The 25,590-nt window shown below is 70.7% G+C and carries 29 protein-coding genes; 20 read left to right on the forward strand and 9 right to left on the reverse strand.

All coding sequences use genetic code 11. The features are described 5' to 3' along the window. Nucleotides 1-107: 107 nt before the first annotated feature. From A5678_RS06480 to A5678_RS06490, 3 genes are read left to right on the forward strand one after another with little or no spacing between them, the layout of a single operon-like run. Nucleotides 108-1,256, forward strand: coding sequence for an 8-amino-7-oxononanoate synthase (locus A5678_RS06480; RefSeq protein WP_068040034.1), 1,149 nt, complete (start codon nt 108-110; stop codon nt 1,254-1,256). Next, nucleotides 1,253-1,933 (forward strand): dethiobiotin synthase, encoded by a 681-nt coding sequence (gene bioD, locus A5678_RS06485; protein ID WP_068040035.1) that lies wholly within the window; start codon nt 1,253-1,255, stop codon nt 1,931-1,933. The genes A5678_RS06480 and bioD overlap by 4 nt, the downstream gene beginning before the upstream one ends. Further along, nucleotides 1,933-2,442 (forward strand): 2'-5' RNA ligase family protein, encoded by a 510-nt coding sequence (locus tag A5678_RS06490; protein ID WP_068040037.1) that lies wholly within the window; start codon nt 1,933-1,935, stop codon nt 2,440-2,442. The genes bioD and A5678_RS06490 overlap by 1 nt, the downstream gene beginning before the upstream one ends. Here the strand turns inward: A5678_RS06490 and A5678_RS06495 are convergent. From A5678_RS06495 to A5678_RS27480, 4 genes are all read right to left on the reverse strand, one after another. Beyond that, a complete protein-coding gene (locus A5678_RS06495) occupies nt 2,439-3,731 on the reverse strand; it encodes a hypothetical protein (RefSeq protein ID WP_231983587.1) in 1,293 nt (430 codons plus the stop codon). The two genes, A5678_RS06490 and A5678_RS06495, sit on opposite strands and share 4 nt — an antisense overlap. A 68-nt stretch (nt 3,732-3,799) precedes the next feature. After that, nucleotides 3,800-4,168: a hypothetical protein gene (locus A5678_RS06500; protein WP_068040041.1), complete on the reverse strand. Its 369-nt coding sequence runs from the start codon at nt 4,166-4,168 to the stop codon at nt 3,800-3,802. 3 nt (nt 4,169-4,171) lie between these two features. Beyond that, nucleotides 4,172-6,016 (reverse strand): hypothetical protein, encoded by a 1,845-nt coding sequence (locus A5678_RS06505; RefSeq protein ID WP_068040043.1) that lies wholly within the window; start codon nt 6,014-6,016, stop codon nt 4,172-4,174. 82 nt (nt 6,017-6,098) lie between these two features. Continuing rightward, a complete protein-coding gene (locus tag A5678_RS27480) occupies nt 6,099-6,269 on the reverse strand; it encodes a hypothetical protein (protein WP_197502052.1) in 171 nt (56 codons plus the stop codon). Nucleotides 6,270-6,402: 133 nt separating this feature from the next. Between A5678_RS27480 and bioB the strand changes: the two genes are divergently transcribed. Genes bioB through A5678_RS06520 form a run of 3 tightly spaced genes read left to right on the forward strand, consistent with a single transcriptional unit; the run spans nt 6,403 to nt 8,332 of the window. Further along, entirely contained in the window at nt 6,403-7,437 is a 1,035-nt protein-coding gene (gene bioB, locus A5678_RS06510) for a biotin synthase BioB (RefSeq protein ID WP_068040045.1), read from the forward strand. 14 nt (nt 7,438-7,451) lie between these two features. Further along, entirely contained in the window at nt 7,452-7,679 is a 228-nt protein-coding gene (locus A5678_RS06515; protein ID WP_068040047.1) for a hypothetical protein, read from the forward strand. Beyond that, the gene (locus A5678_RS06520) at nt 7,676-8,332 is read left to right on the forward strand and encodes a DUF2567 domain-containing protein (protein WP_068040048.1); all 657 of its coding nucleotides are present in this window, start codon (nt 7,676-7,678) and stop codon (nt 8,330-8,332) included. Before A5678_RS06515 ends, A5678_RS06520 begins: the two co-directional genes overlap by 4 nt. On the opposite strand, the gene A5678_RS06525 is transcribed toward A5678_RS06520, so the two are convergent. Beyond that, nucleotides 8,327-9,667 carry a lipase family protein gene (locus A5678_RS06525; protein WP_068040049.1) on the reverse strand — a complete coding sequence of 447 codons (1,341 nt, stop codon included), beginning with the start codon at nt 9,665-9,667 and terminating at the stop codon, nt 8,327-8,329. The two genes, A5678_RS06520 and A5678_RS06525, sit on opposite strands and share 6 nt — an antisense overlap. Nucleotides 9,668-9,828: 161 nt before the next feature. Further along, on the reverse strand, nt 9,829-10,545 hold the full coding sequence (locus A5678_RS06530) for an NUDIX domain-containing protein (protein WP_068040050.1): 717 nt from the start codon (nt 10,543-10,545) through the stop codon (nt 9,829-9,831). A gap of 46 nt (nt 10,546-10,591) precedes the next feature. Between A5678_RS06530 and nadA the strand changes: the two genes are divergently transcribed. The 3 genes from nadA to nadC are packed head-to-tail and all read left to right on the forward strand — an operon-like array spanning nt 10,592 to nt 14,066. Then, entirely contained in the window at nt 10,592-11,641 is a 1,050-nt protein-coding gene (nadA, locus tag A5678_RS06535) for a quinolinate synthase NadA (RefSeq protein ID WP_068040051.1), read from the forward strand. Next, a complete protein-coding gene (locus A5678_RS06540; RefSeq protein ID WP_197502059.1) occupies nt 11,641-13,215 on the forward strand; it encodes an L-aspartate oxidase in 1,575 nt (524 codons plus the stop codon). Before nadA ends, A5678_RS06540 begins: the two co-directional genes overlap by 1 nt. After that, entirely contained in the window at nt 13,215-14,066 is an 852-nt protein-coding gene (gene nadC / locus A5678_RS06545) for a carboxylating nicotinate-nucleotide diphosphorylase (RefSeq protein WP_068040053.1), read from the forward strand. The genes A5678_RS06540 and nadC overlap by 1 nt, the downstream gene beginning before the upstream one ends. Before the next feature lie 88 nt (nt 14,067-14,154). On the opposite strand, the gene A5678_RS06550 is transcribed toward nadC, so the two are convergent. Further along, nucleotides 14,155-14,577: a nitroreductase family deazaflavin-dependent oxidoreductase gene (locus A5678_RS06550; protein WP_068040209.1), complete on the reverse strand. Its 423-nt coding sequence runs from the start codon at nt 14,575-14,577 to the stop codon at nt 14,155-14,157. Nucleotides 14,578-14,623: 46 nt separating this feature from the next. Here A5678_RS06550 and hisD point away from each other — a divergent pair, with 46 nt between their 5' ends. The 8 genes from hisD to hisI are packed head-to-tail and all read left to right on the forward strand — an operon-like array spanning nt 14,624 to nt 21,034. Then, entirely contained in the window at nt 14,624-15,982 is a 1,359-nt protein-coding gene (hisD, locus tag A5678_RS06555) for a histidinol dehydrogenase (protein ID WP_068040054.1), read from the forward strand. Further along, nucleotides 15,979-17,109 carry a histidinol-phosphate transaminase gene (locus tag A5678_RS06560; RefSeq protein WP_068040055.1) on the forward strand — a complete coding sequence of 377 codons (1,131 nt, stop codon included), beginning with the start codon at nt 15,979-15,981 and terminating at the stop codon, nt 17,107-17,109. The genes hisD and A5678_RS06560 overlap by 4 nt, the downstream gene beginning before the upstream one ends. After that, nucleotides 17,106-17,726, forward strand: coding sequence for an imidazoleglycerol-phosphate dehydratase HisB (gene hisB, locus A5678_RS06565; protein WP_068040056.1), 621 nt, complete (start codon nt 17,106-17,108; stop codon nt 17,724-17,726). The genes A5678_RS06560 and hisB overlap by 4 nt, the downstream gene beginning before the upstream one ends. Continuing rightward, nucleotides 17,723-18,343, forward strand: coding sequence for an imidazole glycerol phosphate synthase subunit HisH (hisH, locus tag A5678_RS06570; RefSeq protein ID WP_068040057.1), 621 nt, complete (start codon nt 17,723-17,725; stop codon nt 18,341-18,343). Before hisB ends, hisH begins: the two co-directional genes overlap by 4 nt. 20 nt (nt 18,344-18,363) lie before the next feature. After that, nucleotides 18,364-19,095: a bifunctional 1-(5-phosphoribosyl)-5-((5-phosphoribosylamino)methylideneamino)imidazole-4-carboxamide isomerase/phosphoribosylanthranilate isomerase PriA gene (gene priA / locus A5678_RS06575; RefSeq protein WP_068040058.1), complete on the forward strand. Its 732-nt coding sequence runs from the start codon at nt 18,364-18,366 to the stop codon at nt 19,093-19,095. Nucleotides 19,096-19,102: 7 nt separating this feature from the next. Continuing rightward, entirely contained in the window at nt 19,103-19,903 is an 801-nt protein-coding gene (locus A5678_RS06580; RefSeq protein WP_068040059.1) for an inositol monophosphatase, read from the forward strand. A gap of 1 nt (nt 19,904) precedes the next feature. After that, complete coding sequence (hisF, locus tag A5678_RS06585; RefSeq protein ID WP_068040060.1) at nt 19,905-20,690, forward strand: imidazole glycerol phosphate synthase subunit HisF; 786 nt, start codon at nt 19,905-19,907, stop codon at nt 20,688-20,690. Beyond that, nucleotides 20,687-21,034 carry a phosphoribosyl-AMP cyclohydrolase gene (gene hisI / locus A5678_RS06590; RefSeq protein WP_068040061.1) on the forward strand — a complete coding sequence of 116 codons (348 nt, stop codon included), beginning with the start codon at nt 20,687-20,689 and terminating at the stop codon, nt 21,032-21,034. Before hisF ends, hisI begins: the two co-directional genes overlap by 4 nt. A 33-nt stretch (nt 21,035-21,067) precedes the next feature. On the opposite strand, the gene A5678_RS06595 is transcribed toward hisI, so the two are convergent. Beyond that, nucleotides 21,068-21,331 (reverse strand): WhiB family transcriptional regulator, encoded by a 264-nt coding sequence (locus A5678_RS06595; RefSeq protein ID WP_231983588.1) that lies wholly within the window; start codon nt 21,329-21,331, stop codon nt 21,068-21,070. A gap of 324 nt (nt 21,332-21,655) precedes the next feature. Between A5678_RS06595 and A5678_RS06600 the strand changes: the two genes are divergently transcribed. Continuing rightward, entirely contained in the window at nt 21,656-22,750 is a 1,095-nt protein-coding gene (locus A5678_RS06600; RefSeq protein ID WP_068040062.1) for a calcium:proton antiporter, read from the forward strand. Nucleotides 22,751-22,753: 3 nt separating this feature from the next. Here A5678_RS06600 and A5678_RS06605 read toward each other — a convergent pair whose 3' ends face one another. Continuing rightward, entirely contained in the window at nt 22,754-23,209 is a 456-nt protein-coding gene (locus tag A5678_RS06605; protein ID WP_068040063.1) for a peroxiredoxin, read from the reverse strand. 94 nt (nt 23,210-23,303) lie between these two features. On the opposite strand from A5678_RS06605, the gene A5678_RS06610 reads away from it, so the two are divergent. Further along, nucleotides 23,304-24,842: an anthranilate synthase component I gene (locus A5678_RS06610; RefSeq protein ID WP_068040064.1), complete on the forward strand. Its 1,539-nt coding sequence runs from the start codon at nt 23,304-23,306 to the stop codon at nt 24,840-24,842. Then, nucleotides 24,835-25,524, forward strand: a complete 690-nt coding sequence (locus A5678_RS06615) for a TIGR02234 family membrane protein (protein ID WP_068040065.1) — start codon at nt 24,835-24,837, stop codon at nt 25,522-25,524. Before A5678_RS06610 ends, A5678_RS06615 begins: the two co-directional genes overlap by 8 nt. The last annotated feature ends 66 nt before the right edge of the window (nt 25,525-25,590 follow it).

Here is a 25,590-nt window from a genome sequence, read left to right on the forward strand (position 1 = left end):
CCCGCAGCGCCCGGCTTCGCCGCGCGGGCGGTCGCCACTAGGTCAACGGTGACGACCCGCAGCGCCCGGCTTCGCCGCGCGGGCGGTCGCCACTAGGCTGATCGGCGATGAGGGCACCGATCGAGACGTCACCCCTGGCCTGGCTGGAGGCGGTGGAAAGCCAGCGCCGCGAGGCCGGGCTGCGCCGGTCGTTGCGGCCGCGGCCCGCCGTCGCCACCGAGCTCGACCTGGCCTCCAACGACTACCTCGGGCTGTCCCAGCACCCCGACGTGATCGAGGGCGGCGTCGCGGCGCTGCGCATGTGGGGCGCCGGGGCCACCGGCTCGCGCCTGGTCACCGGCGACACCGAACTGCACCAGAAGTTCGAGGCCGAGCTCGCCGAGTGCGTCGGCGCCACCGCCGGCTTGCTGTTCTCGTCGGGATACGCGGCCAACCTCGGCGCGGTCGTCGGCCTGTCGGGCCGGGGCGCGCTGCTGGTGTCCGACGCCCTTTCGCACGCCTCCCTGGTCGACGCCTGCCGGCTGTCGCGATCTCGGGTGGTGGTCACGCCGCATCGCGACGTCGAGGCCGTGGAGGCCGCCCTGGCGGCCCGCGACGAGGAGCGCGCCGTCGTCATCACCGAGTCGGTGTTCAGCGCCGACGGCGCCTTGGCGCCGCTGCGCGAGCTGCACGACGTCTGCCGCCGCCATCGCGCGCTGCTGATCGTCGACGAGGCCCACGGCCTGGGCGTGCGCGGCGGGGGGCGCGGGCTGCTGCACGAGCTCGGGCTGGCGGGCGCCCCCGACGTCGTGATGACCACGACGCTGTCCAAGGCGCTGGGCAGTCAGGGCGGCGCGGTGCTCGGGCCGGCGGCGGTGCGGGCCCACCTGATCGACGCGGCGCGCACGTTCATCTTCGACACCGGCCTGGCGCCCGCGGCGGTGGGCGCCGCGCAGGCCGCGCTGAGCGTGCTGCGGGCCGAACCGTGGCGACCCGAGGCCGTGTTGCGGCACGCCCGCACCCTGGCCGAGGTGTGCGACGTGCCGGGCGTCCCGCAGTCGGCGGTGGTGTCGGTGATCCTGGGGGACCCCGAGGTGGCCCTGGCCGCCGCGACAGCCTGCCTGGACGCCGGCGTGAAGGTGGGCTGTTTCCGGCCCCCGACCGTGCCGGCCGGAACCTCCCGGCTGCGGCTGACCGCGCGCGCGTCGCTGGACGCGGCCGAACTCGAGATCGCCCGACGGGTGCTCACCGACGTGCTCGCCGTGACGCGCCCTTGACCGTCCTGGTCGTCACGGGCACCGGAACCGGGGTCGGCAAGACCGTCGTCACCGCGGCGTTGGCATGTCACGCCCGTCAGGCCGGCATCGACGTGGCGGTGTGCAAACCGGTCCAGACCGGCACCGATTCCGGCGACGACGACCTGGCCGAGGTCGCCCGGCTGTCCGGCGCGACCGAGCTGGCCGGGCTGGCCCGCTACCCGCAACCCCTCGCCCCGGCCGCCGCGGCCGAGCAGGCCGGCGCGGCGCTGCCCACCGGCGACCAGGTGCTGCGGCTCATCGCCGGCCTGGATTGCCCGGGGCGGCTGACGCTGGTCGAAGGGGCCGGCGGACTGCTCGTCGAGCTCGCCGCCGCGGGCGTCACCCTGCGCGATCTGGCCGTCGAGCTGGGTGCCGCGGCGCTGATCGCGGTCACCGCGGAACTCGGCACCCTCAACCACACCGCGCTGACACTGGAAGCGCTTGCCGCGCACCACGTTCCGTGCGCCGGGCTGGTCATCGGCAGCTGGCCGGCACGCCCCGGACCGGTGGAGACCTCGAACCGCTCTGCCCTGGACCGGCTGAGTCCGGTGCGGGCCGCGCTGCCCGCGGGGGCCGGATCGATGGACGCCGCGGCATTCGCGGCCATGAGCGCCGCGGCCTTCGACCGCGACTGGGTCACCGCGCTGGTCCGCTGATGGTGCACTCCATCGAGCTGCTCTTCGACGGCGACACCGAGGCGACGCTCCGGGGGCTCTGGGACGCGCTGGCCGGCGCCGGGATTCCCAGCCAGGCACCGGCCGGGCGGCCACACGTCACGCTCGCGGTCGCCGACCGCATCGCCGACGAAGCCGACGCCGCGCTGCGGCCGCTGACCAAGCGGCTGCCGCTGGGCTGTGTCGTCGGTGCGTCGTTGCTGCTGGGGCGGTCCAACGCGATCCTGGCCCGGCTCATCGTGCCGACGGCGGAGTTGCTGGATTTCCACGCGGAGGTGCACCGGCTGTGCGGCGAACACCTGGCCCCCGGCCCCGCCCCCACCAGCCTGCCCGGTCAATGGACACCGCACGTCACCCTGGCCCGCCGCGTCGGGGGACCTGCGCTGAGCCGGGCGCTGCGGATCTCCGGGCGGCCCCAGCTCGTCGAGGGCAGCTTCGCCGGCCTGCGGCACTGGAACGGGGAGAAGAAGGTCGACTACCTGATCGGCTAACCGCCGAACAGCAGGTACAAGCCGGTGAAGGTGTAGCCCACCATGACCAGCATCATCGTCAGCTGGCCGGTGAGCTGGTGGCCGCTCGGCAGCAGCCGCAGGGCCTTGTCGTGAGCCGCGATCACCGCGAGGATGTGGCCGGTCACCACGCACGCCACCTTGATCCCGGCCAGCACCGGGGGGTGGGTGGACAACACGTAGGCCACCTGTTGGTGTGCCAGCCCCAGCAAATTCCAGCCGCGGCCGAACGGGTCGGCCAGCGCGAACACGGCCTGTTGGCCGCGCTCGACGAGGTAGGTCAGGTAGTGGGCGAAGATGTAGCCGACCACGATCGGGATCAGGGAATGCGCCATCTGCCCGGGCAGGGCGCGGCGCCGCTCGGAGTCCACGCCGCCCGTCGCGCGTGCGGCGAGCGAAAACGTAACGGCGACAACCGAAATGAAAACGATCAGCCCGACCGTTCGCAGCAGCGACGACGCCGGCGTCGGCGCCAGTCCGATGCCGCGGGAGACGCGGTCGGCGAAGCCGCGCCACGTCGGGGACGACGAGAAGCTGTCGAACGCCGTGGACCCGAGCAACACCGCGAGCAGCACGACCACCCCGGGCCGCACGGGCAGCGACGGCAAATGGTCGAGGGGATTGACGACGACGATCTTCCCGCTGTCCGGGTTGCGGCGAAACGGGGACAGGCAGGACACCGCCATGCTGTAAACCCCGAACGGATCGGCCCGGGCCAGCCAGCGCTGGCCGCACAACCAGGCGCCCACCAGCATGACCACGGCATAGACGGCCAGCCACGCCCGCACCCACGGCAGCGACGCCGGGTTCGGGCTGGCCAGTTCCATCCAGACGAATGCGAACAGGCCCAGCGCGGCCGGCCGGTAGCCCCAGCCTTCGGGATAGGCCAGCCGGGGCCGGTGCAGGCGCTCCGGCGTCGCGCGTCGCAGCAACAGGTAGACCGTCCGCATCGGCGAAATGACCCGCCAAACCGGCCCGATCGCCAGCGACAGCGCCACCAACCCCACCCACAGCAGCACGTAGAACACGCCGAGCAGGGCATTGGTCTCCGACCGGGGGCCCCACACCCCGGCCGCCACGGCCCACGCCGCGAAGATCAGCGCCAGCCCGGCGGCCGTCCACCGCGTTGCCCGCGCATCGACCACGGTGGTCAGCACCGAAGGCAGCGCCCGGCCGGGCTTGAGCGGATCGAACCGCGGCCGCCGCCAGGCGAACGCGACCAGCGCGAAGGTGAACGTCAGCGCCCACGCCGCACCGACCATCGCGTACATGTAGGGCACCGGAAGGTCGCCGGATCCGCCGAGCCCGTGCGCGAGCACCACGGTCGCGCCGCCGGCCCTCACGGTTGGACTTGGATCGTCGCAATCGTGCGATCCAGGTGGTGCAACTCCACCTCGACGTTGCCGGGCACGTCGGCAGTGAACTGGAACGTCTGGTCGGGCGCGGCCGCCACCGCGAACTTGTGGTCGGGCGTCGAGTGCACGTGTAACTCGTCGGCGGAGTCGCTGGTCACCTTCACCGTGATCTGCTGGTGCACCTTGGCTTGTAGGGCGGCGTTGGTGGGAGTCACCTGCCCCTTGGCGATGGTGACATCGATCGTCGGGCCGGCGCCGGCCGACTGCGGCTGGTTATGCGAGCCGCCGCAAGCGATCAACGCCCACGCCAGAGCCCCCACCCACGCCGCGGCCAGGGCGCTACGCATCCTCATCGCTCACGCCGCCCTGGGCGTGCCGGGCACAGCGTGCTTTTCTTCCTCCGGCCGCTTCGGGAGGCTTTCGTGGTTGTTGATCCGGCCGGCGCCCCAGGTAAGGGCGGTGATCACCATCAGCGTCAGGAAGAGCACCACGATCCCACCGGCGGTGAACAGCCAGGCCGGCGCGCTCTGGTCGCGTTCACGCTGCAGGATGGTGACCTCCAGGACGAACGGCCGCGTACTGGAGGCCAGCGCGGGGACCTCGGGCGCGGGGATGGCGTCGTCCGCCGGCTCGTAGATCGGCACGGCCGTCATCGTGCGGCCGTCCTGCACGCGCAACAGGGTCTTCCAGTCGCCCCACACCGGGACCGGCTGGGTGGACCGGTAATGCCCCGGCCCGACCTTGGCGAGCGTGTCGATCATCAGGCCACGGTTGTTCTGCATCCGTCCCTGCCAGGACAGGATCGTCAGCCAGTCCGGATGGTCACTGACCATGGTGGTCGGTGAGATCATCACGTCGGCCGACACCATGCGCTGCCCGGGCGGGCTGGGCTGGTCCGTCAGCGTCACCGTGGCGGTGTTCTGCCGCGGCACGGTGATGTGCAACCCGTTGGCCACCGCGACGCCGATCACCAGCACCGTCAGCGCGACGACGGCGATGCCGAGCCGGCGACCCGGCAAGCGCCAGCCGGTGAGGACCAGGCCGAACAGCGCGCCGCACACCCCGGTCAGTGCCGCCACGGGCACCGCCATCGCCAGCGCCTCGCCCCACATGCTCGTCGGCCACGGGTAGTGGTACACCGCCCCGATCCACAGCGATTCCAGCCACAACCCCACCGTGGCGACCGCGATGCCGGAGACGGCGCCGAAGGCCACGGGGCGCTTGATCAAGGGGGTCAGCGCCACCAGCTCGACGACGAGGGCGGGACCCAGGTACAGCGGGAACCAGTTGATCGGGGCGCCCAGGATGGGGCCGACCAGCACCGCGACCGCGCCCCGCAGCGCGATGGCGAACACGGCCGCGATGATCGCGGCGCCGCGCCCCATCGTCAGGCGGGCGGCGACGGCCGCCAGCGCGGCCGCCGCGGCGATCAGCATCGGCTGAAACACCAGCCGGAACTGCGGCACACCGAAGTCGAACTCGATCTGGTAGACGGACAGGCCGATGAACAACCCGCCGAAAGACAGGTAACGCAGGAAGGTGATGAACGCCCCGTGGGTTACCTCTTCGGCGTCGTGCGCCTCGCCTTCACGCTCCAGCATCAGCACGGAGAAGAGCGAGAAACATGCCCCGCCGATCATCATCAAATGCGTTGGGCCCCAAAGCGTCACATCTTGGCCGAAGATCCGGTGCCAGATGTCGTCGAGCGGGAACCCGATCATCGCGTACATCCCGCAGCCCGCCATCAGGAGGCCGCCGACGGGGGCGTACCAGTTGCGCGTGATGCGCACCGCCGCGGGCCCCGGCTTGTCGAACGGCAGCACGACCGAGACCATGCCGGCGACGAAGATTCCGAACAGGCCGATGATGATGAAGTAGTGCGCGGGGTTGGCCAATGGGCCGGGGTCGCGTCCGTTGCCGATGTGCCAGCTCACGTCCCAGATGAACCCGAACAGGGCGCAGATGATGAATGTCGTGAAGATGAGGACTGGTAGCGCCACCCAATTGGGCCGGTGGAATTTTTCGCCCAGCTTGTCGGCGATCCGGGTCAACCACTGGATGCGGTGGGTGCGGTGGGCGTGGCCGACCCACAGCATGAGCGCGGCGATCACCACTGCGGCGACCGACAGCCCGATCACCTGGTTCAGACCGGCGCCGCGCGCCGGCGCCTCGGCAACGAATGTCAGTTCCGTCGAGTTCATCGTCAAAACCTCCGAACACAGCTGGGCACGAGCTGTGATCCAGCTCGCAGGAAGCGGAATGCCCAAATCGGCGGCCGGTCAATCACCGTTGTTCGTCGGTCCGGCTGCCGGCGTCCTCGGGCTCGCCGGGTGAACGGCGGTCTTTCAGCGCGACGTACAAGATCACGCCGACGACCACGATCGCCGGGAGGAACGCCGGGATCGCCAGCAGGATCATGTGGTGGGCCACGTACGTGACGTGCGGATCGGTCATGGTGGTGAGATACCCCGGCGGACGGCATGTACTGCGGCCGTTACCCTACTTTGAACACTTTTATCCAGGCCACCACGACACGTGGGGCAGGGCGGCCGCGTGCGCGGCGCCCGTTTGATGCAGGGGAGTACGGGTGACTCAAGCGGCGACTCGACCGGCCACCGGCGCCAACGACGCAGACATCTCGGCGGTTGCCCGCGAACAGGTGCTCGAGCGCGGCGAGGGACTGAGCCGGGACCAGGTGCTGCGGGTGCTGCAGCTGCCCGACGACCGGCTCGACGACCTACTGGCGCTGGCTCACGAGGTGCGGATGCGCTGGTGCGGGCCCGAGGTCGAGGTCGAGGGCATCATCAGCCTGAAGACCGGCGGCTGTCCGGAGGATTGTCATTTCTGCTCGCAGTCCGGGTTGTTCGCCTCGCCGGTGCGCAGCGCCCGGCTGGACATCCCCAGCCTGGTCGAGGCCGCCAAGCAGACCGCCAAGTCGGGTGCCACCGAGTTCTGCATCGTGGCCGCCGTCCGTGGGCCCGACGAGCGGTTGATGGCCCAGGTCGCGGCCGGCATCGAGGCGATCCGCAACGAAGTCGAGATCAACATCGCCTGCTCGCTGGGCATGCTGACCGCCGAGCAGGTCGAGCAGCTGTCGGCGATGGGGGTGCACCGCTACAACCACAACCTGGAGACCGCCCGCTCGTTCTTCACCAACGTGGTGACCACCCACACCTGGGAAGAGCGCTGGCAGACCCTGTCGATGGTGCGCGACGCCGGCATGGAGGTGTGCTGCGGCGGCATCCTGGGCATGGGCGAGACGCTGGAGCAGCGCGCGGAGTTCGCCGCCGAACTGGCCGAGCTGGGGCCCGACGAGGTGCCGTTGAACTTCCTCAACCCGCGTCCCGGCACGCCGTTCGGCGACCTCGAGGTGCTGCCGGTGGCCGAGGCGCTGAAGTCGGTGGCCGCTTTCCGCCTGGCCTTGCCGCGCGCGATGCTGCGGTTCGCCGGCGGCCGCGAGATCACCCTGGGCGACCTGGGCGCCAAGCAGGGCATCCTGGGCGGCATCAACGCCGTGATCGTCGGGAACTACCTGACCACGCTCGGCCGCCCGGCCGAAGCCGATCTGGAACTGCTCGACGACCTGCAGATGCCGATCAAGGCGCTCAACGCCACACTGTAGGAAACTTGGAGACTGTGGTTCGTGATCTGGGCGCTCCGGTCGGCGCCGGCGTCTACAACGTCTACACCGGGGAATTGGGGGGCACCGCAGTGCCGACGGCGGCGCAGTTAGGCCTCGAGCCGCCCCGGTTCTGTGCCGAATGCGGACGCCGGATGATCGTGCAGGTGCGCCCCGACGGCTGGCGGGCGCAATGCTCGCGACACGGTCAGGTCGACTCCGCCGACCTGGAGGACCAGCGGTGACCGAGCCCGCGAACACGCCGTCGCCCGCCACCGCCCCACGCAAGCCGCGGGCGCGCGCCCTCGTCGTCGCCGCGCTGGGGCCGGTCGTGGCCGGTGTGTTGTTCGGCGGGCTGTGGGCGTGGATCGCGCCGCCGATCCACGCCGTGGTGGCGCTCACGCGGGCGGGTGAACGGGTCCACGACTACCTCGGCAACGAATCGGAGCACTTCTTCGACGCGCCGTGCCTGATGCTGGGCCTGTTGACCGTGCTGGCGGTGGTGGCGCCCGTGCTGGGGTGGCAGTGGCGCAAGCACCGCGGGCCGGGGATGGTCGCCGCGCTGTCCACCGGCCTGGTGACCGCGGCCGCCGCCGCGACGGCGACCGGTACCGCGCTCGTCCGGGTCTTCTACGGCGCGTTGAACTTCGATGCGGTGCCGCTGTCCAAGGCCCCATCGGTGGCGTACGTCATCCAGGCGCCCCCGGTGTTCTTCGCCCAGAACCCGCCGCAGGTCGCGCTGACCCTGCTGTGGCCCGCCGCTATCGCCGCGCTGGTCTATGCGGTGCTGGCGGCCGCCGACGCCCGCGACGACCTGGGCGCGCTTCCGCCGGGCGACCGGTCGTCCGGCGCGCTGCCGGTGGGAGCCGGGGGTGCCGCCGAAGCGCCCGTGTCATAGCGGGCGGCGGTGAATGCTCCGGCCGAAGATGACCTTGGCCGCGATCTTGGTCAGCCGGGCCATCCCGACATAGGTCATCGGATGGAACATCGTCGGCCAGGTGGTCCGGATCAGGTGCTCGGTCAGCGGCCGGCGGTCGAACCGGTCGGTGAGCCAGCGCAGCGTCATCGGCGCCGACAGCGGATGTAGCAGCATGTGCTCGTTGAAGGCGTCCCGGTGATAGGTCACCCGCGCGCCGCCGGCCGAATAGGCGTCGGCGAGCACGTCGATGTCCTTCACGTCGATGAGGTAGTCGTGGACGGCCTGCACGATCAACACCGGCGGCGTCGGTACGGCCGCGCCCAGCTTGATGTTCTCGAAGACGTGCATCACCTCGGGCGTCGACAGGATGCTCTCGAGCGGCTCGTCGAGGTAGTCGCCCATGTTCTTGCCGGCCATCCGGACGACCGCCTCCACGGTGGTCATCTTCTCGAGCGACTCGAGCAGGGCGCGGCCCTCCTCGTTGCTGTGCTCTTTGATCACCCTGTCCAGCTCCGGGTAGATGTGGGCGAGCGCGGCCACCACCAGCGCGGGCAGACCCGAAAGAAAACTGCCGTTGAGCCTGCGGAAGGTGTTGCCGAGATCCCCGACCGGTGAGCCGAGCACCGCCCCGACGATGTCCAACTCGGGCGCGTATTCGGCGCACACTTCGGCCGCCCACGCACTGGCCAGCCCGCCACCGGAGTACCCCCACAGCCCGATCGGCGCCAACGAGGACAGTCCCAGGCGTTCCGAACCCAGCGCGGCCCGGATGCCGTCCAAGACGCGATAGCCCGGCTCGTACGGCGCGCCCCACAGGCCCTGGAGCCCCTCGTGGTCCGGCACGGAGACGGCCCAGCCCTCGGCGACCGCGGCGGCGATCAGGAAGAGTTCGAACTGGCCGATCGACCCGAGCGCCTTCGCCCGGCGCCGCAGCGCGTAGGACGGGAAGCAACGGGACGACACGGCGTCGATCGCGCACTGGTAGGACAACAGCGGGCACGGGCGTTCCGGAGCGAGCTCGGCGGGGACGATCACGGTGGTCGCCGCCGCCTCCGGCTCGCCGTTCATGTCCATCGTCCGGTAGAGCAACTGGACCGCCTTGACCGGCTGCGGGATCAAACCCAGGAACGCCAGTTCGACGTCGCAAGAACGCAGCACCGTCCCCGGCTCGGCGTGCTGGAAGCCCAATGGCGGCTGGTAGAACGGGTCGTCCGAGGGCAGCAGCGGGCGTACTTTGCGCTGCAGTTCCTCGTGCGGCGGCCGGGCGATCCACTCCGCGCCATGCGTGCCTGCCAGATTGCCGAGCTCAGCCATTCAGGCTCCCTTCTAGGCCATCCGGCATTGTCGCGCACGAACGGCAGGTAACCAAAACGTAATCGCCGCACTGTGAGCGACTTCTTGCCGGCACGTCAGAGTCGGACGCGCCACTAGCACCGATTTACCATCGCGTCACCCGAAAGACGCTTTCCCCGAGCCTAGCCGGGGGGCCGCAACGCGGCGAATTCATCGGTGACCCGCAGGCGGGAGTCGATGAAGTGGTAAAGGGCCGCCGGCCGCCCGCCGCTGCGGCCCGACTGGGCGATGGTGCCGGTCTGGCTGATCACGCCGCGCCGGACCAGCACCCGCTGCAGGTTCGTAGCGTCGACCTGGTAGCCCAGCGCGGCGCCGTAGATGTCGCGGAGCGTAGAGAGAGCGAATTCCTTTGGCGCCAAAGCAAACCCGAGGTTGGTGTACGACAGCTTGGCGATCAGCCGGGCGTGCGCGTGGGTCACCATCGGGCCGTGGTCGAAGGCCATCGGCGGCAGGCAGCTCACCGGATGCCAGCGGGTGTCCGGCGGCAGCTCGGGGGTGGCGGGGGAGGGCACCAATCCCAAGAAGGTCGACGCGATCACCCTGGCGCCCGGCACCCGGTTCGGGTCGGAGAAGACCGCCAGCTGTTCGAGGTGCGCGAGTTCTTTGAGGTCCACCTTCTCGGCCAGCTGCCGCAGCACCGACGTGGTCATGTCCTCGTCGCTGCGCAGCTGCCCGCCCGGCAGCGACCAGGCGCCGCGTTGCGGATCCTTGGCACGCTGCCATAACAGCACGTTAAGCTGCGGTTTCTCCGTGGGGCGGCCCTTCGTAGCCTGCTCGGTGACATGGCGAACCTGGAATACGACCGCGAGCACTTCGTGGGCGGTGTTACCATGGGCCATGTTTTCGATTATAAGTCGAAAACCTCCCGGGCTGAAAGGAGCCGCCGTGACGGTTGTAAATCGCATGGACACGCTCGCCGAAGGCATGATGGCCGACGTCACGAATTCACCCGCCGGCTACGCCGGTGTCGAGGGCGACGAACAGTGGGCCGCCGAGATTCGCCGACTGGCGGAGCTGCGCGGCGCCACCGTGCTCGCGCACAACTACCAGCTGCCCGCCATCCAGGACGTCGCCGACCACGTCGGGGATTCGCTGGCGCTGTCGCGGATTGCCGCCGAGGCGCCCGAGGACACCATCGTGTTCTGCGGGGTGCACTTCATGGCCGAGACCGCCAAGATCCTCAGCCCCGACAAGACGGTCCTCATCCCGGATCAGCGCGCCGGCTGCTCGCTGGCCGACTCCATCACCCCCGACGACCTGCGCGCCTGGAAGGACGAGCACCCCGGCGCCGTCGTGGTCTCCTACGTCAACACCAGCGCCGCGGTGAAGGCGCTCACCGACATCTGCTGCACCTCGTCCAACGCCGTCGACGTGGTCGAGTCCATCGACCCCGACCGCGAGGTGCTGTTCTGCCCGGACCAATTCCTCGGGGCCCACGTGCGCCGGGTGACCGGCCGTACGAACATGCACGTGTGGGCCGGTGAATGCCACGTCCACGCCGGGATCAACGGCGACGAGCTGTCCGAGCAGGCCCGGGCGAACCCCGACGCCGAGCTCTACGTGCATCCCGAATGCGGTTGCGCCACTTCGGCTTTGTACCTCGCCGGCGAGGGCGCCTTCCCGGCGGATCGGGTGAAGATCCTGTCCACCGGCGGCATGCTCGACGCGGCGCACCAAACCCAGGCCCGCAAGGTGCTGGTCGCCACCGAGGTCGGCATGCTGCATCAGCTGCGCCGGGCGGCCCCGCAAGTCGACTTCCGCGCGGTCAACGACCGGGCGTCCTGCAAGTACATGAAGATGATCACGCCCGCGGCCCTGCTGCGCTGCCTGGTGGACGGGGCCGACGAAGTCGACGTCGACCCGGAGATCGCGGCGGCGGGCCGCCGCAGCGTGCAGCGCATGATCGAGATCGGTCAGCCGGGCGGCGGCGAATGATCGCCCGTCCGGCCTGGACCCATAGCGCCGACGTCGTCGTCATCGGTACCGGCGTCGCGGGATTGGCCGCCGCCCTGGCCGCCCATCGCGCCGGCCGCCGCGTCGTGGTGCTGAGCAAGGCCGACCAGGCGAAGGGGGGCACCGCGACCCATTACGCGCAGGGCGGCATCGCGGTGGTCCTGCCCGGCAACGACGACTCCGTCGAGGCCCACGTCGCCGACACCCTGACGGCCGGCGCCGGCCTGTGCGACCCCGACGCGGTGTATTCCATCGTTGCCGACGGGTACCGGGCGGTGTCCGAATTGGTCGGTGCCGGAGCGCGATTCGACGAGGCGCCCACGGGCCGCTGGGACGTGACGCGCGAGGGCGGGCACTCGCGGCGGCGCATCGTGCACGCCGGCGGCGACGCCACCGGAGCCGAGGTGCAGCGGACGCTCGACCACGCCGCGGCCAGGCTGGACATCCGCGCCGGCCACGTGGCCCTGCGGGTGCTGCACAACGATGCCGGCGTGACCGGGGTCCTGCTGGGCAGCGTGGACGGCTACGGAATCATCAACGCGCCCTCGGTGATCCTGGCCTCCGGAGGGCTCGGGCACCTCTACGGCGCGACCACCAATCCCGGAGGCTCCACCGGCGACGGCATCGCGTTGGCGCTGTGGGCCGGCGTCGCGGTCAGCGACCTCGAGTTCATCCAGTTCCACCCGACCATGCTTTTCGCCGGCACCGCCGGCGGCCGGTGCCCGCTGGTCACCGAGGCCATCCGCGGCGAGGGCGCGATACTCGTTGACCGGCAAGGCAATTCAGTGACGGCCGGTGTTCACCCGATGGGCGATCTGGCGCCGCGTGACGTCGTCGCTGCGGCCATCGACACCCGGCTGAAGGTCACCGGCGACCCGTGCGTCTTCCTCGACGCGCGAGGCATCAAGGGTTTCGCGGCCCGGTTCCCGACCGTGACCGCCGCGTGCCGCGCCGCCGGCATCGACCCCGTCCGCCAGCCCATCCCGGTCGTGCCGGGGGCGCACTACAGCTGCGGTGGCGTCGTCACCGACGTGCACGGCCAAACGGAATTGCCCGGGCTGTTCGCCGCGGGCGAGGTGGCGCGCACCGGACTGCACGGCGCCAACCGGCTGGCGTCCAACAGCCTGCTGGAGGGTCTCGTCGTCGGCGGCCGCGCCGGCAAGGCCGCGGCCGCGCACGCGATGGCGGCGGGGCGCGTCCGGGCTGTCGAGCCCGAGCCCATCGCCCACACCGCTCCTGAGCGCGGCGCATTGCAGGCCGCGATGAGTCGCGACGCCTCGGTGGTGCGCGACGCCGCCGGGCTGCACCGGTTGTCGGACACGCTGTCGGGGGCGCGATCGCGCGCCATCGCCGGCCGCCGCGACTTCGAAGACGTCGCGTTGACGGTGGCGGCCCGCGCGGTGACGGCCGCGGCCCTGGCCCGTGACGAGAGCCGGGGCTGCCACCATCGCACCGAATACCCGGACCCCGCACCGGAACAGGCCCGCAGCAGCCTGCTGCGGCTGGCCGACGACCAGAACTCGGTGCTGGTGGAGGCGCTGGCGGCGGTGGGCTGATGATGCTGCCCGACGAACGAAGCGCCGCTCAAGACACCATCCGGCGCGCTCTGGAAGAGGACCTGCGCTACGGGCCCGACATCACCACCCTCGCGACGGTGCCCGCCGGCGCGGTGGCCACCGCGTCGATGGTGCCCCGGGAGGCCGGCGTGATCGCCGGCGTCGAGGTCGCGCTGCTGGTCCTCGACGCCGTCCTCGCCGGGGGCTACCAGGTGGTGCACAGCGTCGAGGACGGCGCCCGGCTGCAGCCGGGCGAGCCGGTGCTGACCGTGCGGGCCGACACCCGCGGCCTGCTGACCGCCGAGCGGACCATGCTGAACCTGGTGTGTCACCTGTCGGGCATCGCGACCACGACGGCGGCCTGGGTCGACGCCGTGGAGGGCACCAAGGCCAAGGTCCGCGACACCCGCAAAACGCTGCCCGGGCTGCGGGCGCTGCAGAAGTACGCGGTGCGGGTCGGCGGCGGCGTCAACCACCGGCTGGGGCTCGGGGATGCGGCGCTGATCAAGGACAACCACGTGGTGGCCGCCGGATCGGTCGTCGACGCGCTGCGGGCGGTCCGCGACGCGGCGCCGGACCTGCCGTGCGAGGTGGAGGTGGACTCCCTCGAGCAGCTGGACGAGGTGCTGGGCGAAAAGCCCGAACTGGTCCTGCTGGACAACTTCCCGGTGTGGCAGACACAGATGGCCGTGCAGCGTCGCGACGCGCGCGCCCCCGCCGTCCTGCTCGAGTCCTCCGGCGGGCTCAGCCTGGAAAACGCCGCCACCTACGCGGCAACCGGGGTGGACTACCTGGCCGTCGGCGCGCTGACGCACTCGGTGCGCGCGCTCGACATCGGCCTGGACATGTAGGCCGCACACTCGTCTGGTTCCACGACACATAACCCACGCACACGACACGCCGAGGGGCGTCGCCGTGGTTTATGTCCCGACGCCGGCCTCAGGCGATATCGCCGACGAACACGCCGATCCGGCGCAGCTGCACGCGGGCCATCTGCGGCAGCCGGTCCGCGTCCGGGCCCTCGGAGCCGGCAGGCAGGATCCGCGGGTTCGTGATATGCACCACGCGGTTGCGGCCGAACGCTACGTCGGCTTCGCCGGCCGCCAGGACGTTCTTCACCCAGTTCGTCTTGCCGTGGCCCAGCGCGATGGCCAGCAGGTTGCCCTTGCGGTAGGGGGTGACGACGGTCTCGTACGGCGTCCCGGACTTGCGGCCGCGGTGCCTGATGGTCGCCGTGCCGGGCAGGAAGCGGGCGATCGGCTTGACCACATTGTTGAGGTATTTGACCTGAAGGTTCTCAAACCAGACCGGAAAAACCATCGGAACGCCCGGAGCGTTGTTTGGGTGATCCTTTTTGGACATGACGGCACTGTACCGGCCGGATAACAACTTGAGCTGCTCTGGGACAATGGACACCGTGACCCCCACCCCACCGTCGCCGATGGCCCGCATCGACCTGCGGGGCGTCGAGCTGACGGCTGCCCGATTGCGGACCGCGCTGCCCCGCGGCGGCGCCGACGTGGAGAGCGTGCTGCCCAAAGTGCGGCCGATCGTGCAGGCCGTGGCCGAGCGCGGCGCCGAGGCGGCGCTGGAGTTCGGGGCGTCGTTTGACGGTGTGCGGCCCGCGGCCGTCCGGGTGCCCGAGGCGGCGCTGGAGGCGGCGCTGGCCGGCTTGGAACCCGACGTCGTCGACGCCCTGCGGGTGATGATCGAACGCGCCCGCGCCGTGCACGCCGACCAGCGTCGCGCCGACGTCACCACCACGCTCGGCCCGGGCGCGACGGTCACCGAGCGATGGGTGCCGGTCGAGCGGGTGGGCCTGTACGTGCCCGGCGGGAACGCGGTGTACCCGTCCAGCGTGGTGATGAACGTGGTGCCCGCGCAGGCCGCCGGCGTCGATTCGCTGGTGGTGGCCAGCCCGCCGCAGGCGCGCTCGCAGGGTCAGTTCGAAGGTCTGCCGCATCCGACGATCCTGGCCGCCGCCCGGCTGCTGGGGGTCGACGAGGTCTGGGCCGTCGGCGGCGCGCAGGCCGTCGCGCTGCTGGCCTACGGCGGCACCGATAGCGACGGCGCCGAGCTGGAACCGGTCGACCTGATCACCGGGCCCGGCAACATCTACGTCACCGCCGCCAAGCGGCTGTGCCGCTCGCGGGTCGGCATCGACGCCGAGGCAGGGCCCACCGAGATCGCCATCCTCGCCGACCACACCGCCGACCCGGCGCACGTGGCCGCCGACCTGATCAGCCAGGCCGAACACGACGAAATGGCGGGCAGCGTGCTGGTCACCCCGAGCGAGGCCACCGCCACCGCCACCGCCACGGAGGTGGCCGCCCAGCTGCGCACCACGGTTCACCGCGACCGGGTGGCCGCCGCGCTCGGTGGCCGCCAGTCGGCGATCATCCTGGTCGACGACCTCGACGCCGCCATCAAGGTGGTCAACACCTACGCCGCCGAACACCTGGAGATCCAGACCGCCGATGCGCAGCAGGTCGTCGGCCGAATCCGCTCGGCCGGAGCCATTTTCGTCGGGCCGTACTCGCCGGTGAGCCTCGGCGACTATTGCGCCGGATCCAATCACGTGCTGCCGACCGCGGGCTCCGCCCGCCACTCCAGCGGCCTGTCGGTGCAGACCTTCCTGCGCGGCATCCACGTCGTCGACTACACCGAGGCCGCGCTCAAGGACGTCTCGGGTCACGTGGTCACGCTGGCCAAGGCCGAAGACCTGCCGGCGCACGGCGAGGCGATCCGGCGGAGGTTCGAGCGATGACGGAAAACCCGACGCTCGACGACCTACCGCTGCGGGACGACCTGCGTGGCAAATCACCTTACGGCGCACCACAACTGGCCGTCCCGGTGCGGCTGAACACCAACGAGAACCCGCACCCGCCCAGCTGGGCGCTGGTGGACGACGTGGTGCGGTCCGTGGCCGCCGCGGCCGCCGACCTGCATCGCTACCCCGATCGCGACGCCGTCGAGCTGCGCCGCGATCTGGCCGGCTATCTCACCGCGCAGACCGGTGTGCAAATCGGGGTGGAAAACGTCTGGGCCGCAAACGGATCCAACGAGATCCTGCAGCAGCTGCTGCAGGCATTCGGCGGGCCGGGACGCACCGCGATCGGGTTCGCCCCGTCCTACTCAATGCACCCGATCATCGCCGACGCCACGCGCACGGAATGGTTGGAGGGCGTCCGTGCCGACGACTTCAGCCTCGACGTGGACCGAGCGGTCGCCGCCATCGCCGAACATCAACCCGATGTGGTGTTCATAGCCAGCCCGAACAACCCGTCCGGGCAGAGCGTTTCGCTGCCCGCCCTGCGGCGGCTGCTCGACGCGGTGCCCGGGATCTTGATCGTCGACGAGGCCTACGGCGAGTTCTCCTCCGAGCCCAGCGCCGTGGGGCTGGTGCGGGAGTATCCGACCAAGCTCATCGTCACCCGCACCATGAGCAAGGCGTTCGCCTTCGCCGGTGGGCGGCTCGGCTACCTGATCGCCACGCCCGCGGTGATCGACGCGATGCTGCTGGTCCGGCTGCCGTATCACCTGTCGTCGGTCACCCAGGCCGCCGCCCGGGCCGCGCTGCGGCACGCCGACGACACGCTGAGTAGCGTCGCGGCCCTGATCGCCGAACGCGAACGCGTCACCAAAGCACTGAGCGGCATGGGCTTTCGGGTGATCCCCAGCGACGCGAACTTCGTGCTGTTCGGGGAATTCGCCGACGCCCCGGCCACCTGGCAGCGCTACCTGGACGCCGGCATCCTGATCCGCGACGTCGGGATTCCCGGCTACCTGCGCGCCACGACGGGACTGGCCGAGGAGAACGACGCGTTCCTGCGGGCCAGCGCCCAGATCGCCGCCACCGAACTGGCACCAGCCACCCCAGTAGGAGCCCCGTGACCACAATTGCGACTCGGCGCGCGCGTATCGAGCGCCGCACCAAGGAATCCGACATCGTCATCGAGCTCGACCTCGACGGCACCGGTCAGGTCCACGTCGACACCGGCGTGCCGTTCTACGACCACATGTTGACGGCGCTGGGCACCCACGCCAGCTTCGACCTGGACGTCCGCACCAAGGGCGACGTCGAAATCGAGGGCCACCACACCATCGAGGACACCGCCATCGCGCTGGGGCAGGCTCTCGGCCAGGCGCTCGGCGACAAGAAGGGCATCCGCCGGTTCGGCGACGCCTTCATCCCGATGGACGAGACGCTGGCCCACGCCGTCGTCGACGTGTCCGGCCGGCCCTACTGCGTGCACACCGGTGAGCCGGATCACCTGCGGCACACCACCATTGCCGGCAGCTCAGTGCCATACCACACCGTGATCAACCGGCACGTGTTCGAGTCGCTGGCCATGAACGCCCGCATCGCGCTGCACGTTCGGGTGCTGTACGGGCGCGACCCGCACCACGTCACCGAGGCGCAGTACAAGGCGGTGGCTCGCGCGTTGCGTCAGGCCGTCGAGCCCGATCCCCGGGTGTCGGACGTGCCGTCCACCAAAGGTGTTCTGTGACAAAACCATCCGTCGTCGTGCTGGATTACGGCTCGGGCAACCTACGGTCGGCCCAGCGCGCGCTCGAACGGGCGGGCGCATCGGTCGAGGTGACCGCCGACGCCGATGCGGCGGCCGCCGTCGACGGGCTGGTGGTGCCCGGTGTCGGCGCCTTCGAGGCCTGCATGACCGGGCTGCGCAGAGTCCACGGACACCGCATCATCGCCGACCGGGTTGCCGCCGGCCGCCCGGTGCTGGGAGTCTGCGTCGGCATGCAGATCCTGTTCGCCGGCGGCGTCGAATTCGGTGTGCAGACAACAGGTTGCGGGCAGTGGCCGGGCGAGGTCACCCGGCTGGATGCTCCGGTGATCCCGCACATGGGCTGGAACGTGGTCAAACCCGGGGGAGGCACCACCCTGTTCAAAGGGCTGGACGCCGACACGCGGTTCTACTTCGTGCACTCCTACGCCGCGCAGGAATGGGAGGGCTCGCCCGACGCCGTACTCACCTGGGCGACCCACGGGGTGCCATTTCTGGCCGCCGTCGAGCAGGGGCCGCTCTCGGCCACGCAGTTTCACCCCGAAAAGAGCGGGGACGCGGGTGCGGCCGTGCTGCGCAATTGGATTGAGGCACTGTGACGAGCGGCTTGGGAGGGAATGTGTTGATCTTGTTGCCCGCGGTCGACGTGGTCGACGGCCGCGCCGTGCGGCTGGTCCAGGGCAAGGCGGGCAGCGAAACCGAATACGGTTCGGCGCTGGACGCGGCGCTGACTTGGCAGCGCGACGGGGCGGAATGGATCCACCTGGTCGACCTGGACGCGGCGTTCGGGCGGGGCTCGAATCGCGAGCTGCTGGCCGAGGTGGTCGGCAAGCTCGACGTGCAGGTGGAGCTGTCCGGCGGGATCCGTGACGACAACTCCCTGGCCGCGGCGCTGGCCACCGGCTGCGCCCGGGTCAACCTGGGCACGGCGGCCTTGGAGAACCCGCTGTGGTGCGCCCGCGCGATCAGCGAGCACGGCGACAGGGTCGCCGTGGGGCTGGACGTGCAAATCCTCGACGGGCAGCACCGGCTGCGCGGACGCGGCTGGGAGACCGACGGCGGCGACCTGTGGGAGGTGCTGGAACGCCTTGACGGCGAAGGCTGTTCACGCTTCGTCGTCACCGACGTCACCAAGGACGGCACGCTGGGCGGTCCTAACCTCGACTTGCTGGCCGCCGTCGCCGACCGCACCGACGCCCCCGTGATCGCCTCCGGCGGTGTGTCGAGCCTGGACGACCTGCGCGCGATCGCCACCCTGACCGGCCGCGGGGTCGAGGGGGCCATCGTGGGTAAAGCCCTCTATGCCGGGCGGTTCACGCTGCCGCAGGCGCTGGCCGCGGTCGCGGAGTAGGGCCGCGATGGACCTGGCCGCATTGGTGGAGAAGGCGTCGGCGATCCTCGACGACGCCACCGAGCCGTTCCTCGCCGGCCATCGCGCCGATTCGGCGGTCCAGAAGAAGGGCAACGACTTCGCCACCGACGTGGACCTCGCGATCGAGCGGCAGGTGGTCGGCGCGCTGACCGAGGCCACCGGAATCGGTGTGCACGGCGAGGAGTTCGGCGGCACCGACGTCGACTCCGAATGGGTGTGGGTGCTCGACCCCGTCGACGGCACGTTCAACTACGCGGCCGGATCCCCGATGGCGGGCATCCTGCTGGGCCTGCTGCACCACGGCGACCCGGTCGCCGGGCTGACCTGGCTGCCGTTCGTCGGCCAGCGCTACACCGCGGTGCTGGACGGCCCGTTGATGAAAAACGGTGTCGCGCAACCGCCGCTGGCTCCCGTCGACCTGGCCGACGCCCTCATCGGCGCCGGCTCGTTCAGTGCCGACGCGCGCGGCCGGTTCCCGGGGCGCTACCGGATCGCGGTGCTGGAGAACCTGAGCCGGGTCTGCTCGCGGTTGCGCATGCACGGTTCCACCGGACTCGACCTCGCCTACGTCGCCGACGGAGTCCTCGCCGGCTCAATCAGTTTCGGTGGCCACGTGTGGGACCACGCCGCCGGCGTCGCGCTGGTGCGGGCGGCGGGCGGCGTCGTCACCGACGTCCAGGGGGAACCGTGGACCCCCGCGTCGGATTCCGCGCTCGCCGCCGGGCCGCGCGCCCACGCCGAGATACTCGGGATCCTGCGCAGCACCGGCCGGCCGGAGGACTACTGAGATGTCCTTCGGCAACGGCCTTGCGGTGCGGGTCATTCCGTGCCTGGACGTCGACGCCGGGCGGGTGGTCAAAGGGGTCAACTTCGAAAACCTGCGCGATGCGGGCGACCCGGTCGAACTCGCCGCCGCCTACGATGCCGAGGGCGCCGACGAGCTCACCTTTCTCGACGTGACCGCGTCGTCGTCGGGCCGGGCCACCATGCTGGACGTGGTGCGCCGCACGGCCGAACAGGTTTTCATTCCGCTGACCGTCGGCGGGGGGGTTCGCACGGTGGCCGACGTCGACGTCTTGCTGCGCGCGGGGGCCGACAAGGTTTCGATCAACACCGCCGCGATCGCCCGGCCCGACCTGCTGGAAGAAATGGCGCGGCAGTTCGGGTCGCAATGCATCGTGTTGTCGGTCGACGCCCGCACGGTCCCCCCGGGATCGGTGCCGACACCGTCCGGCTGGGAGGTCACCACCCACGGCGGTCGCCGCGGGACGGGGATCGACGCCGTCGAATGGGCTTCCCGCGGAGCAGATCTGGGCGTGGGGGAGATCCTGCTGAACTCGATGGACGCCGACGGCACGAAGGCCGGCTTCGACCTGCCGATGCTGCAGGCGGTGCGCTCGGCGGTCACGGTGCCGGTGATCGCCAGCGGTGGGGCGGGCGCGGCCGAACACTTCGCGCCCGCGGTCGCCGCGGGCGCCGATGCGGTCTTGGCGGCCAGCGTCTTTCACTTCCGGGAGCTGACCATCGGCCAGGTGAAGGCCGCGATGGCCGCCGAAGGGATCACCGTGCGATGACGCTGGACCCACGGATCGCCGCGCGGCTGAAGCGAAACGCCGACGGCCTGTTCACCGCCGTCGTGCAGGAGCGTGGCACCGGCGATGTGCTGATGGTCGCCTGGATGGACGACGCGGCGCTGGCCCGCACGCTCGAAACCCGTGAGGCGACATACTATTCGCGGTCCCGCGACGAGCAGTGGGTCAAGGGCGCGACGTCCGGCCACACCCAGCACGTGCACTCGGTGCGTCTGGATTGCGACGGCGACACCGTGCTACTGACCGTCGATCAGGTCGGCGCCGCCTGCCACACCGGCGACCACAGCTGCTTCGACGCCGACGTGCTGCTGCAACCCGAGAGCTAGGTGCGGCGCCCACCTAGGCGACCGCCCGCGGGCCTAATTCGCGGCGCGGCGCTGACGCCGGGCGGTGGCCAAGAAGTCGACCCAGGACACCACGTCGGAGTGCTGCCTGAGCAGGGCGCGTCGCTGGCGTTCCGTCATCCCGCCCCAGACGCCCCACTCGACCCGGTTGTCGAGCGCCTCGGCGCCACACTCCAGGACCACCGGGCAGTGCCGGCAGATCGCCGCGGCTTCTCTCTGGGCGGCGCCCCGGACGAACAACCCGTCCGGGTCGCCGCTCCGGCAGAGCGCCCTGGAAATCCACGCATCCCGATCCCCGTCCTTCGCACTGCGGAGATGGTTGCGGAGTGGACTGTTGGTGCCGCTTTCAGCGGTGATCCGAGTGACTGACACCGCTTCCCCCTTCGCGTCGGCCACGCTGACAGTTCAGCGTTCGGATATTCCTGTCTTGACTTCGCTTCGGCCGAGCCCGTGTAAACCTGAGGCGAATGTTGTGACCGTATGAAACACCGTCCGGCGAACGTAGGGGCTTTTGTCGCAACCGTCTGAGGACTTTCGGCTTGAGGAACGTTGCACTAGGTCTGAAGTCGCCCGACCGCGGGCCGTGGATGAGAATGGCGGGCGATGTTGAGACGGGTGTCGTGGACCGCGGTCGTACCGCTGCTTGCCGTCGCCGTGCTGGCCGTGATCTGGGGCGAGAAGCTGGGCCCGGCGCTGGTAGCGCTGGCGGCGGCACTGCTCATCGGCGCCGTGCTTTCCGCGGTGCATCACGCGGAGGTGGTCGCGGCCCGGGTCGGTGAGCCGTTCGGCTCGCTGGTGCTCGCGGCCGCGGTGACGGTGATCGAGGTGGCCCTGATCGTCTCGCTGATGGCGTCCGGCGGCAACGAGGCCGCGACCCTGGCCAGGGACACCGTGTTCGCCGCCGCGATGATCACCACCAACGGCATCGCCGGGTTGTCGCTGCTGCTCGGCTCCCGGCGCTACGGCGTCACGCTGTTCAACGCCGAGGGCAGTGGCGCCGCGCTGGCCACCGTCACCACGCTGGCGACGATGAGCCTGGTGCTGCCCGCGTTCACCACCAGCCAAGTCGGCAGGGAGTTCTCCCCGGGCCAGCTGACCTTCGCGGCGGTTGCCTCGCTGCTGGTCTACCTGGTCTTCGTCTTCACGCAGACGGTGCGCCACCGCGATTTCTTCCTGCCCGTCGCGCAGAAGGGTCAGAAGACGCGGCTGTTCGAGGACGAAAGCCACGCCGAGCCGCCGAACCGCGGCGCCGCGCTGGGCAGCCTGGGGCTGCTGCTGGTCGCCCTCGTCGCGGTGGTGGGGCTGGCCGAGGAGGAATCGCCGGCCGTCGAGCGCGCGGTGACCGCGGTCGGGTTCCCGCAGTCATTCGTCGGCGTGGTGATCGCCGCGCTGGTGCTGCTGCCGGAGACCCTGGCGGCCGCGCGCGCGGCGCGCCAGGGCCGCATCCAGACCAGCCTCAACCTGGCGTATGGCTCGGCGATGGCCAGCATCGGGCTCACCATCCCGGTGATCGCGCTGGCCTCTATCTGGCTCAAGGGGCCGCTCGTCCTCGGTCTGGGCCCCATCCAGCTGGTGCTGCTTGCGCTGACCGTCGTGATCAGCATGCTGACGGTCGTCCCCGGGCGCGCCACCCGGCTGCAGGGCGAGCTGCATCTGGTGCTGCTCGCCGCCTACGTGTTCCTGGCGATCAGCCCCTGATCCTCAGCGGGCGCGCAGCGTCTCCAACGCCTTGTCGGCGTGGGTGTTCATGTTGAGCTCGCTCGAAATGACGTTGAGCACCTTGCGGTCGGTGTCGATGACGAAGGTGGTGCGCTTGACCGGCATCAGCTTGCCGAGCAGGCCGCGCTTGACGCCGAATTGTGCGGCGACGGCTCCGTCGGTGTCCGAAAGCAGCGGGTAGTCGAACTTCTGCATGTCGGCGAACTTGGCCTGTTTCTGCACGGCATCGGCGCTGATGCCGACCCTGTTGGCGCCGGCGGCCGCGAATTCCGCGGCCAGGTCCCGGAAGTGGCAGGCCTCCTTGGTGCAGCCCGGCGTCATCGCGGCGGGGTAGAAGAACAGCACCACCGGTCCGCCGGAGAGCAGCTCGCTGAGCTTGCGCGGCGTCCCCGTCTGATCGGGAAGTTCGAAGTCCGCGACGGTGTCACCAGGTTTCATGCCGCGAGCGTAACGCCACCGCGAATTTCGAGGCTGAAAAGCGCAGCCTCGTTACGCTCGCGAACCCCCGACGCTTGTCTGCGAGGATGGTTCAGTGCACGCCCACCTCGCCGCGACGACCTCACGAGAGGACTTCCGCCGGCTCGCAGCCGAGCATCGCGTGGTTCCGGTGACCCGCAAGGTGCTGGCCGACAGCGAGACGCCGCTGTCGGCCTACCGCAAGCTCGCCGCCGATCGTCCGGGCACGTTCCTGCTGGAATCCGCCGAGCACGGCCGATCCTGGTCGCGGTGGTCGTTCGTCGGCGCGGGCGCGCCCTCGGCGCTGACCGTCCGCGGCGGGGAAGCGGTCTGGCTGGGCGCCGTGCCGCAGGACGCGCCCACCGGCGGCGACCCGTTACTCGCGCTGCGGTCCACGCTCGAGCTGCTGGCCACCGGCACGCTGCCCGGGCTGCCGCCGTTGTCCGGCGGCATGGTCGGCTTGTTCGCCTACGACATGGTGCGACGCCTGGAACGCCTGCCCGAACTGGCCGTCGACGACCTGCACCTGCCGGACATGCTGCTGCTGCTGGCCACCGACGTGGCGGCCGTCGACCACCACGAGGGCACCATCACGCTGATCGCCAACGCGGTGAACTGGAACGGCACCGACGAGCGGGTCGACGAGGCCTACGACGACGCCCTGGCGCGGCTGGACGTGATGACCTCGGCGTTAGGCCAGCCGTTGCCGTCCACGGTCGCCACTTTCGACAGGCCCGAGCCGCGGTACCGTGCCCAGCGCACCGTCGAGGAGTACGGGAAGATCGTCGACTACCTCGTCGATCAGATCGCCGCCGGCGAGGCGTTCCAGGTCGTTCCGTCCCAGCGCTTCGAGATGGACACCGCTGTCGACCCGATCGACGTGTACCGGATGCTGCGGGTCACCAACCCGAGTCCCTACATGTACCTGCTGAATGTGCCGAATGGCGCTGGTGGGACCGATTTTTCGGTCGTCGGGTCCAGCCCGGAGGCGCTGGTCACCGTCAGCGAGGGCTGGGCGACGACGCACCCGATCGCCGGCACCCGGTGGCGCGGGCAGACCGAGGAAGAGGATCAGCTGCTGGAGAAGGAACTGCTGGCCGACGAGAAGGAGCGCGCCGAGCACCTGATGCTGGTCGATCTGGGCCGCAACGACCTCGGCCGCGTCTGCGCGCCGGGCACCGTGCGCGTCGAGGATTACAGCCATATCGAGCGCTACAGCCACGTCATGCACCTGGTGTCGACGGTGACCGGGATGCTCGCCGAGGGGCGGACCGCCCTGGACGCGGTGACGGCCTGCTTCCCGGCCGGCACGCTGTCGGGCGCGCCGAAGGTGCGCGCGATGGAGCTGATCGAGGAGGTGGAGAAGACGCGCCGCGGCCTCTACGGCGGCGTGGTCGGCTACCTGGACTTCGCCGGCAACGCTGACTTCGCGATCGCCATCCGCACCGCGCTGATGCGCGACGGCACCGCCTACGTGCAGGCCGGCGGCGGGGTGGTGGCCGACTCGAACGGTCCGTACGAGTACACCGAGGCCGCCAATAAGGCGCGCGCGGTGCTCAACGCGATCGCGGCCGCCGAGACGCTGACCGCCCCCGCGGCCGACTGCCATGACTGAGGCCCGCCCGGGTCGGCGGGCGCGGCTGGTCGTCGGGGTGGCCCAGGTGTTGCTGGTGCTGGCCGCGGTGGCGCTGTGGGCGGCGTCCCGGCTGCCCTGGGTGGTGATCCGGTCGTTCGACGGGCTGGGCCCGCCGCGCGAGGTAACGCTGTCCGGCGCCTCGTGGTCGACGGCGCTGTTGCCGTTGGCGGTGCTCATGCTGGCGGCGGCCGTGGCGGCGATCGCGGTGCGCGGCTGGCCGCTGCGCGTGCTGGCGGGGCTGCTGGCGGTGGCCAGCCTCGCGGTCGGATATCTCGGCGTCAGTCTCTGGGTGCTCCCGGACGTCGCCGTGCGCGGTGCCGATCTGGCGCACGTCGCGCTGATGTCGCTGGTGGGCAGCGAGCGGCGGTACGCCGGCGCGGGCATCGCGGTGGCCGCGGCGGTCTGCACCCTGATCGCGGCCGTGCTGTTGTTGCGGTCGGCCGGCGATTCCGGATCGGCCCGGTTCAGCGCGGAAAAGTACGCGACGCCGGCGACGCGCCGCTCAAATGCGCTACGCGAGGACGCCGATGGCGCGATGCTGGAGAAGCCGGAGACGCCGGAAATGTCGGAGCGGATGATCTGGGACGCGCTTGACGAGGGCTGTGACCCAACGCGGGACCAGACCGATCGGCCCCGCGGGTCGGACACCGAGGGTCGGTGACGGGCCGCGAGCCGTGGGCCGCTACCCTTCATTCACGTCGTCGCGATCGGCTGGAATTTGTCGGAT

It is taken from the genome of Mycobacterium sp. E2733, assembly GCF_001667585.1.
In the GTDB taxonomy this organism is placed as follows: Bacteria; Actinomycetota; Actinomycetes; order Mycobacteriales; family Mycobacteriaceae; genus Mycobacterium.

What these genes read in the sequence shown, in the direction of transcription:
- A5678_RS06480 (WP_068040034.1), top strand. Translation starts at nt 108, where the DNA reads ATGAGGGCACCGATCGAGACGTCACCCCTGGCCTGGCTGGAGGCGGTG.
- hisD (WP_068040054.1), top strand. Translation starts at nt 14,624, where the DNA reads ATGGACACCGTGACCCCCACCCCACCGTCGCCGATGGCCCGCATCGAC.
- A5678_RS06495 (WP_231983587.1), bottom strand. Translation starts at nt 3,731, where the DNA reads ATGTACGCGATGGTCGGTGCGGCGTGGGCGCTGACGTTCACCTTCGCG.
- A5678_RS06615 (WP_068040065.1), top strand. Translation starts at nt 24,835, where the DNA reads ATGACTGAGGCCCGCCCGGGTCGGCGGGCGCGGCTGGTCGTCGGGGTG.
- A5678_RS06600 (WP_068040062.1), top strand. Translation starts at nt 21,656, where the DNA reads ATGTTGAGACGGGTGTCGTGGACCGCGGTCGTACCGCTGCTTGCCGTC.
- A5678_RS06560 (WP_068040055.1), top strand. Translation starts at nt 15,979, where the DNA reads ATGACGGAAAACCCGACGCTCGACGACCTACCGCTGCGGGACGACCTG.
- A5678_RS06605 (WP_068040063.1), bottom strand. Translation starts at nt 23,209, where the DNA reads ATGAAACCTGGTGACACCGTCGCGGACTTCGAACTTCCCGATCAGACG.
- A5678_RS06505 (WP_068040043.1), bottom strand. Translation starts at nt 6,016, where the DNA reads ATGAACTCGACGGAACTGACATTCGTTGCCGAGGCGCCGGCGCGCGGC.
- A5678_RS06550 (WP_068040209.1), bottom strand. Translation starts at nt 14,577, where the DNA reads ATGTCCAAAAAGGATCACCCAAACAACGCTCCGGGCGTTCCGATGGTT.
- A5678_RS06530 (WP_068040050.1), bottom strand. Translation starts at nt 10,545, where the DNA reads ATGGCCCATGGTAACACCGCCCACGAAGTGCTCGCGGTCGTATTCCAG.
- nadC (WP_068040053.1), top strand. Translation starts at nt 13,215, where the DNA reads ATGATGCTGCCCGACGAACGAAGCGCCGCTCAAGACACCATCCGGCGC.
- A5678_RS06500 (WP_068040041.1), bottom strand. Translation starts at nt 4,168, where the DNA reads ATGAGGATGCGTAGCGCCCTGGCCGCGGCGTGGGTGGGGGCTCTGGCG.
- A5678_RS06490 (WP_068040037.1), top strand. Translation starts at nt 1,933, where the DNA reads ATGGTGCACTCCATCGAGCTGCTCTTCGACGGCGACACCGAGGCGACG.
- A5678_RS06525 (WP_068040049.1), bottom strand. Translation starts at nt 9,667, where the DNA reads ATGGCTGAGCTCGGCAATCTGGCAGGCACGCATGGCGCGGAGTGGATC.
- hisI (WP_068040061.1), top strand. Translation starts at nt 20,687, where the DNA reads ATGACGCTGGACCCACGGATCGCCGCGCGGCTGAAGCGAAACGCCGAC.
- A5678_RS06580 (WP_068040059.1), top strand. Translation starts at nt 19,103, where the DNA reads ATGGACCTGGCCGCATTGGTGGAGAAGGCGTCGGCGATCCTCGACGAC.
- hisF (WP_068040060.1), top strand. Translation starts at nt 19,905, where the DNA reads ATGTCCTTCGGCAACGGCCTTGCGGTGCGGGTCATTCCGTGCCTGGAC.
- A5678_RS27480 (WP_197502052.1), bottom strand. Translation starts at nt 6,269, where the DNA reads ATGACCGATCCGCACGTCACGTACGTGGCCCACCACATGATCCTGCTG.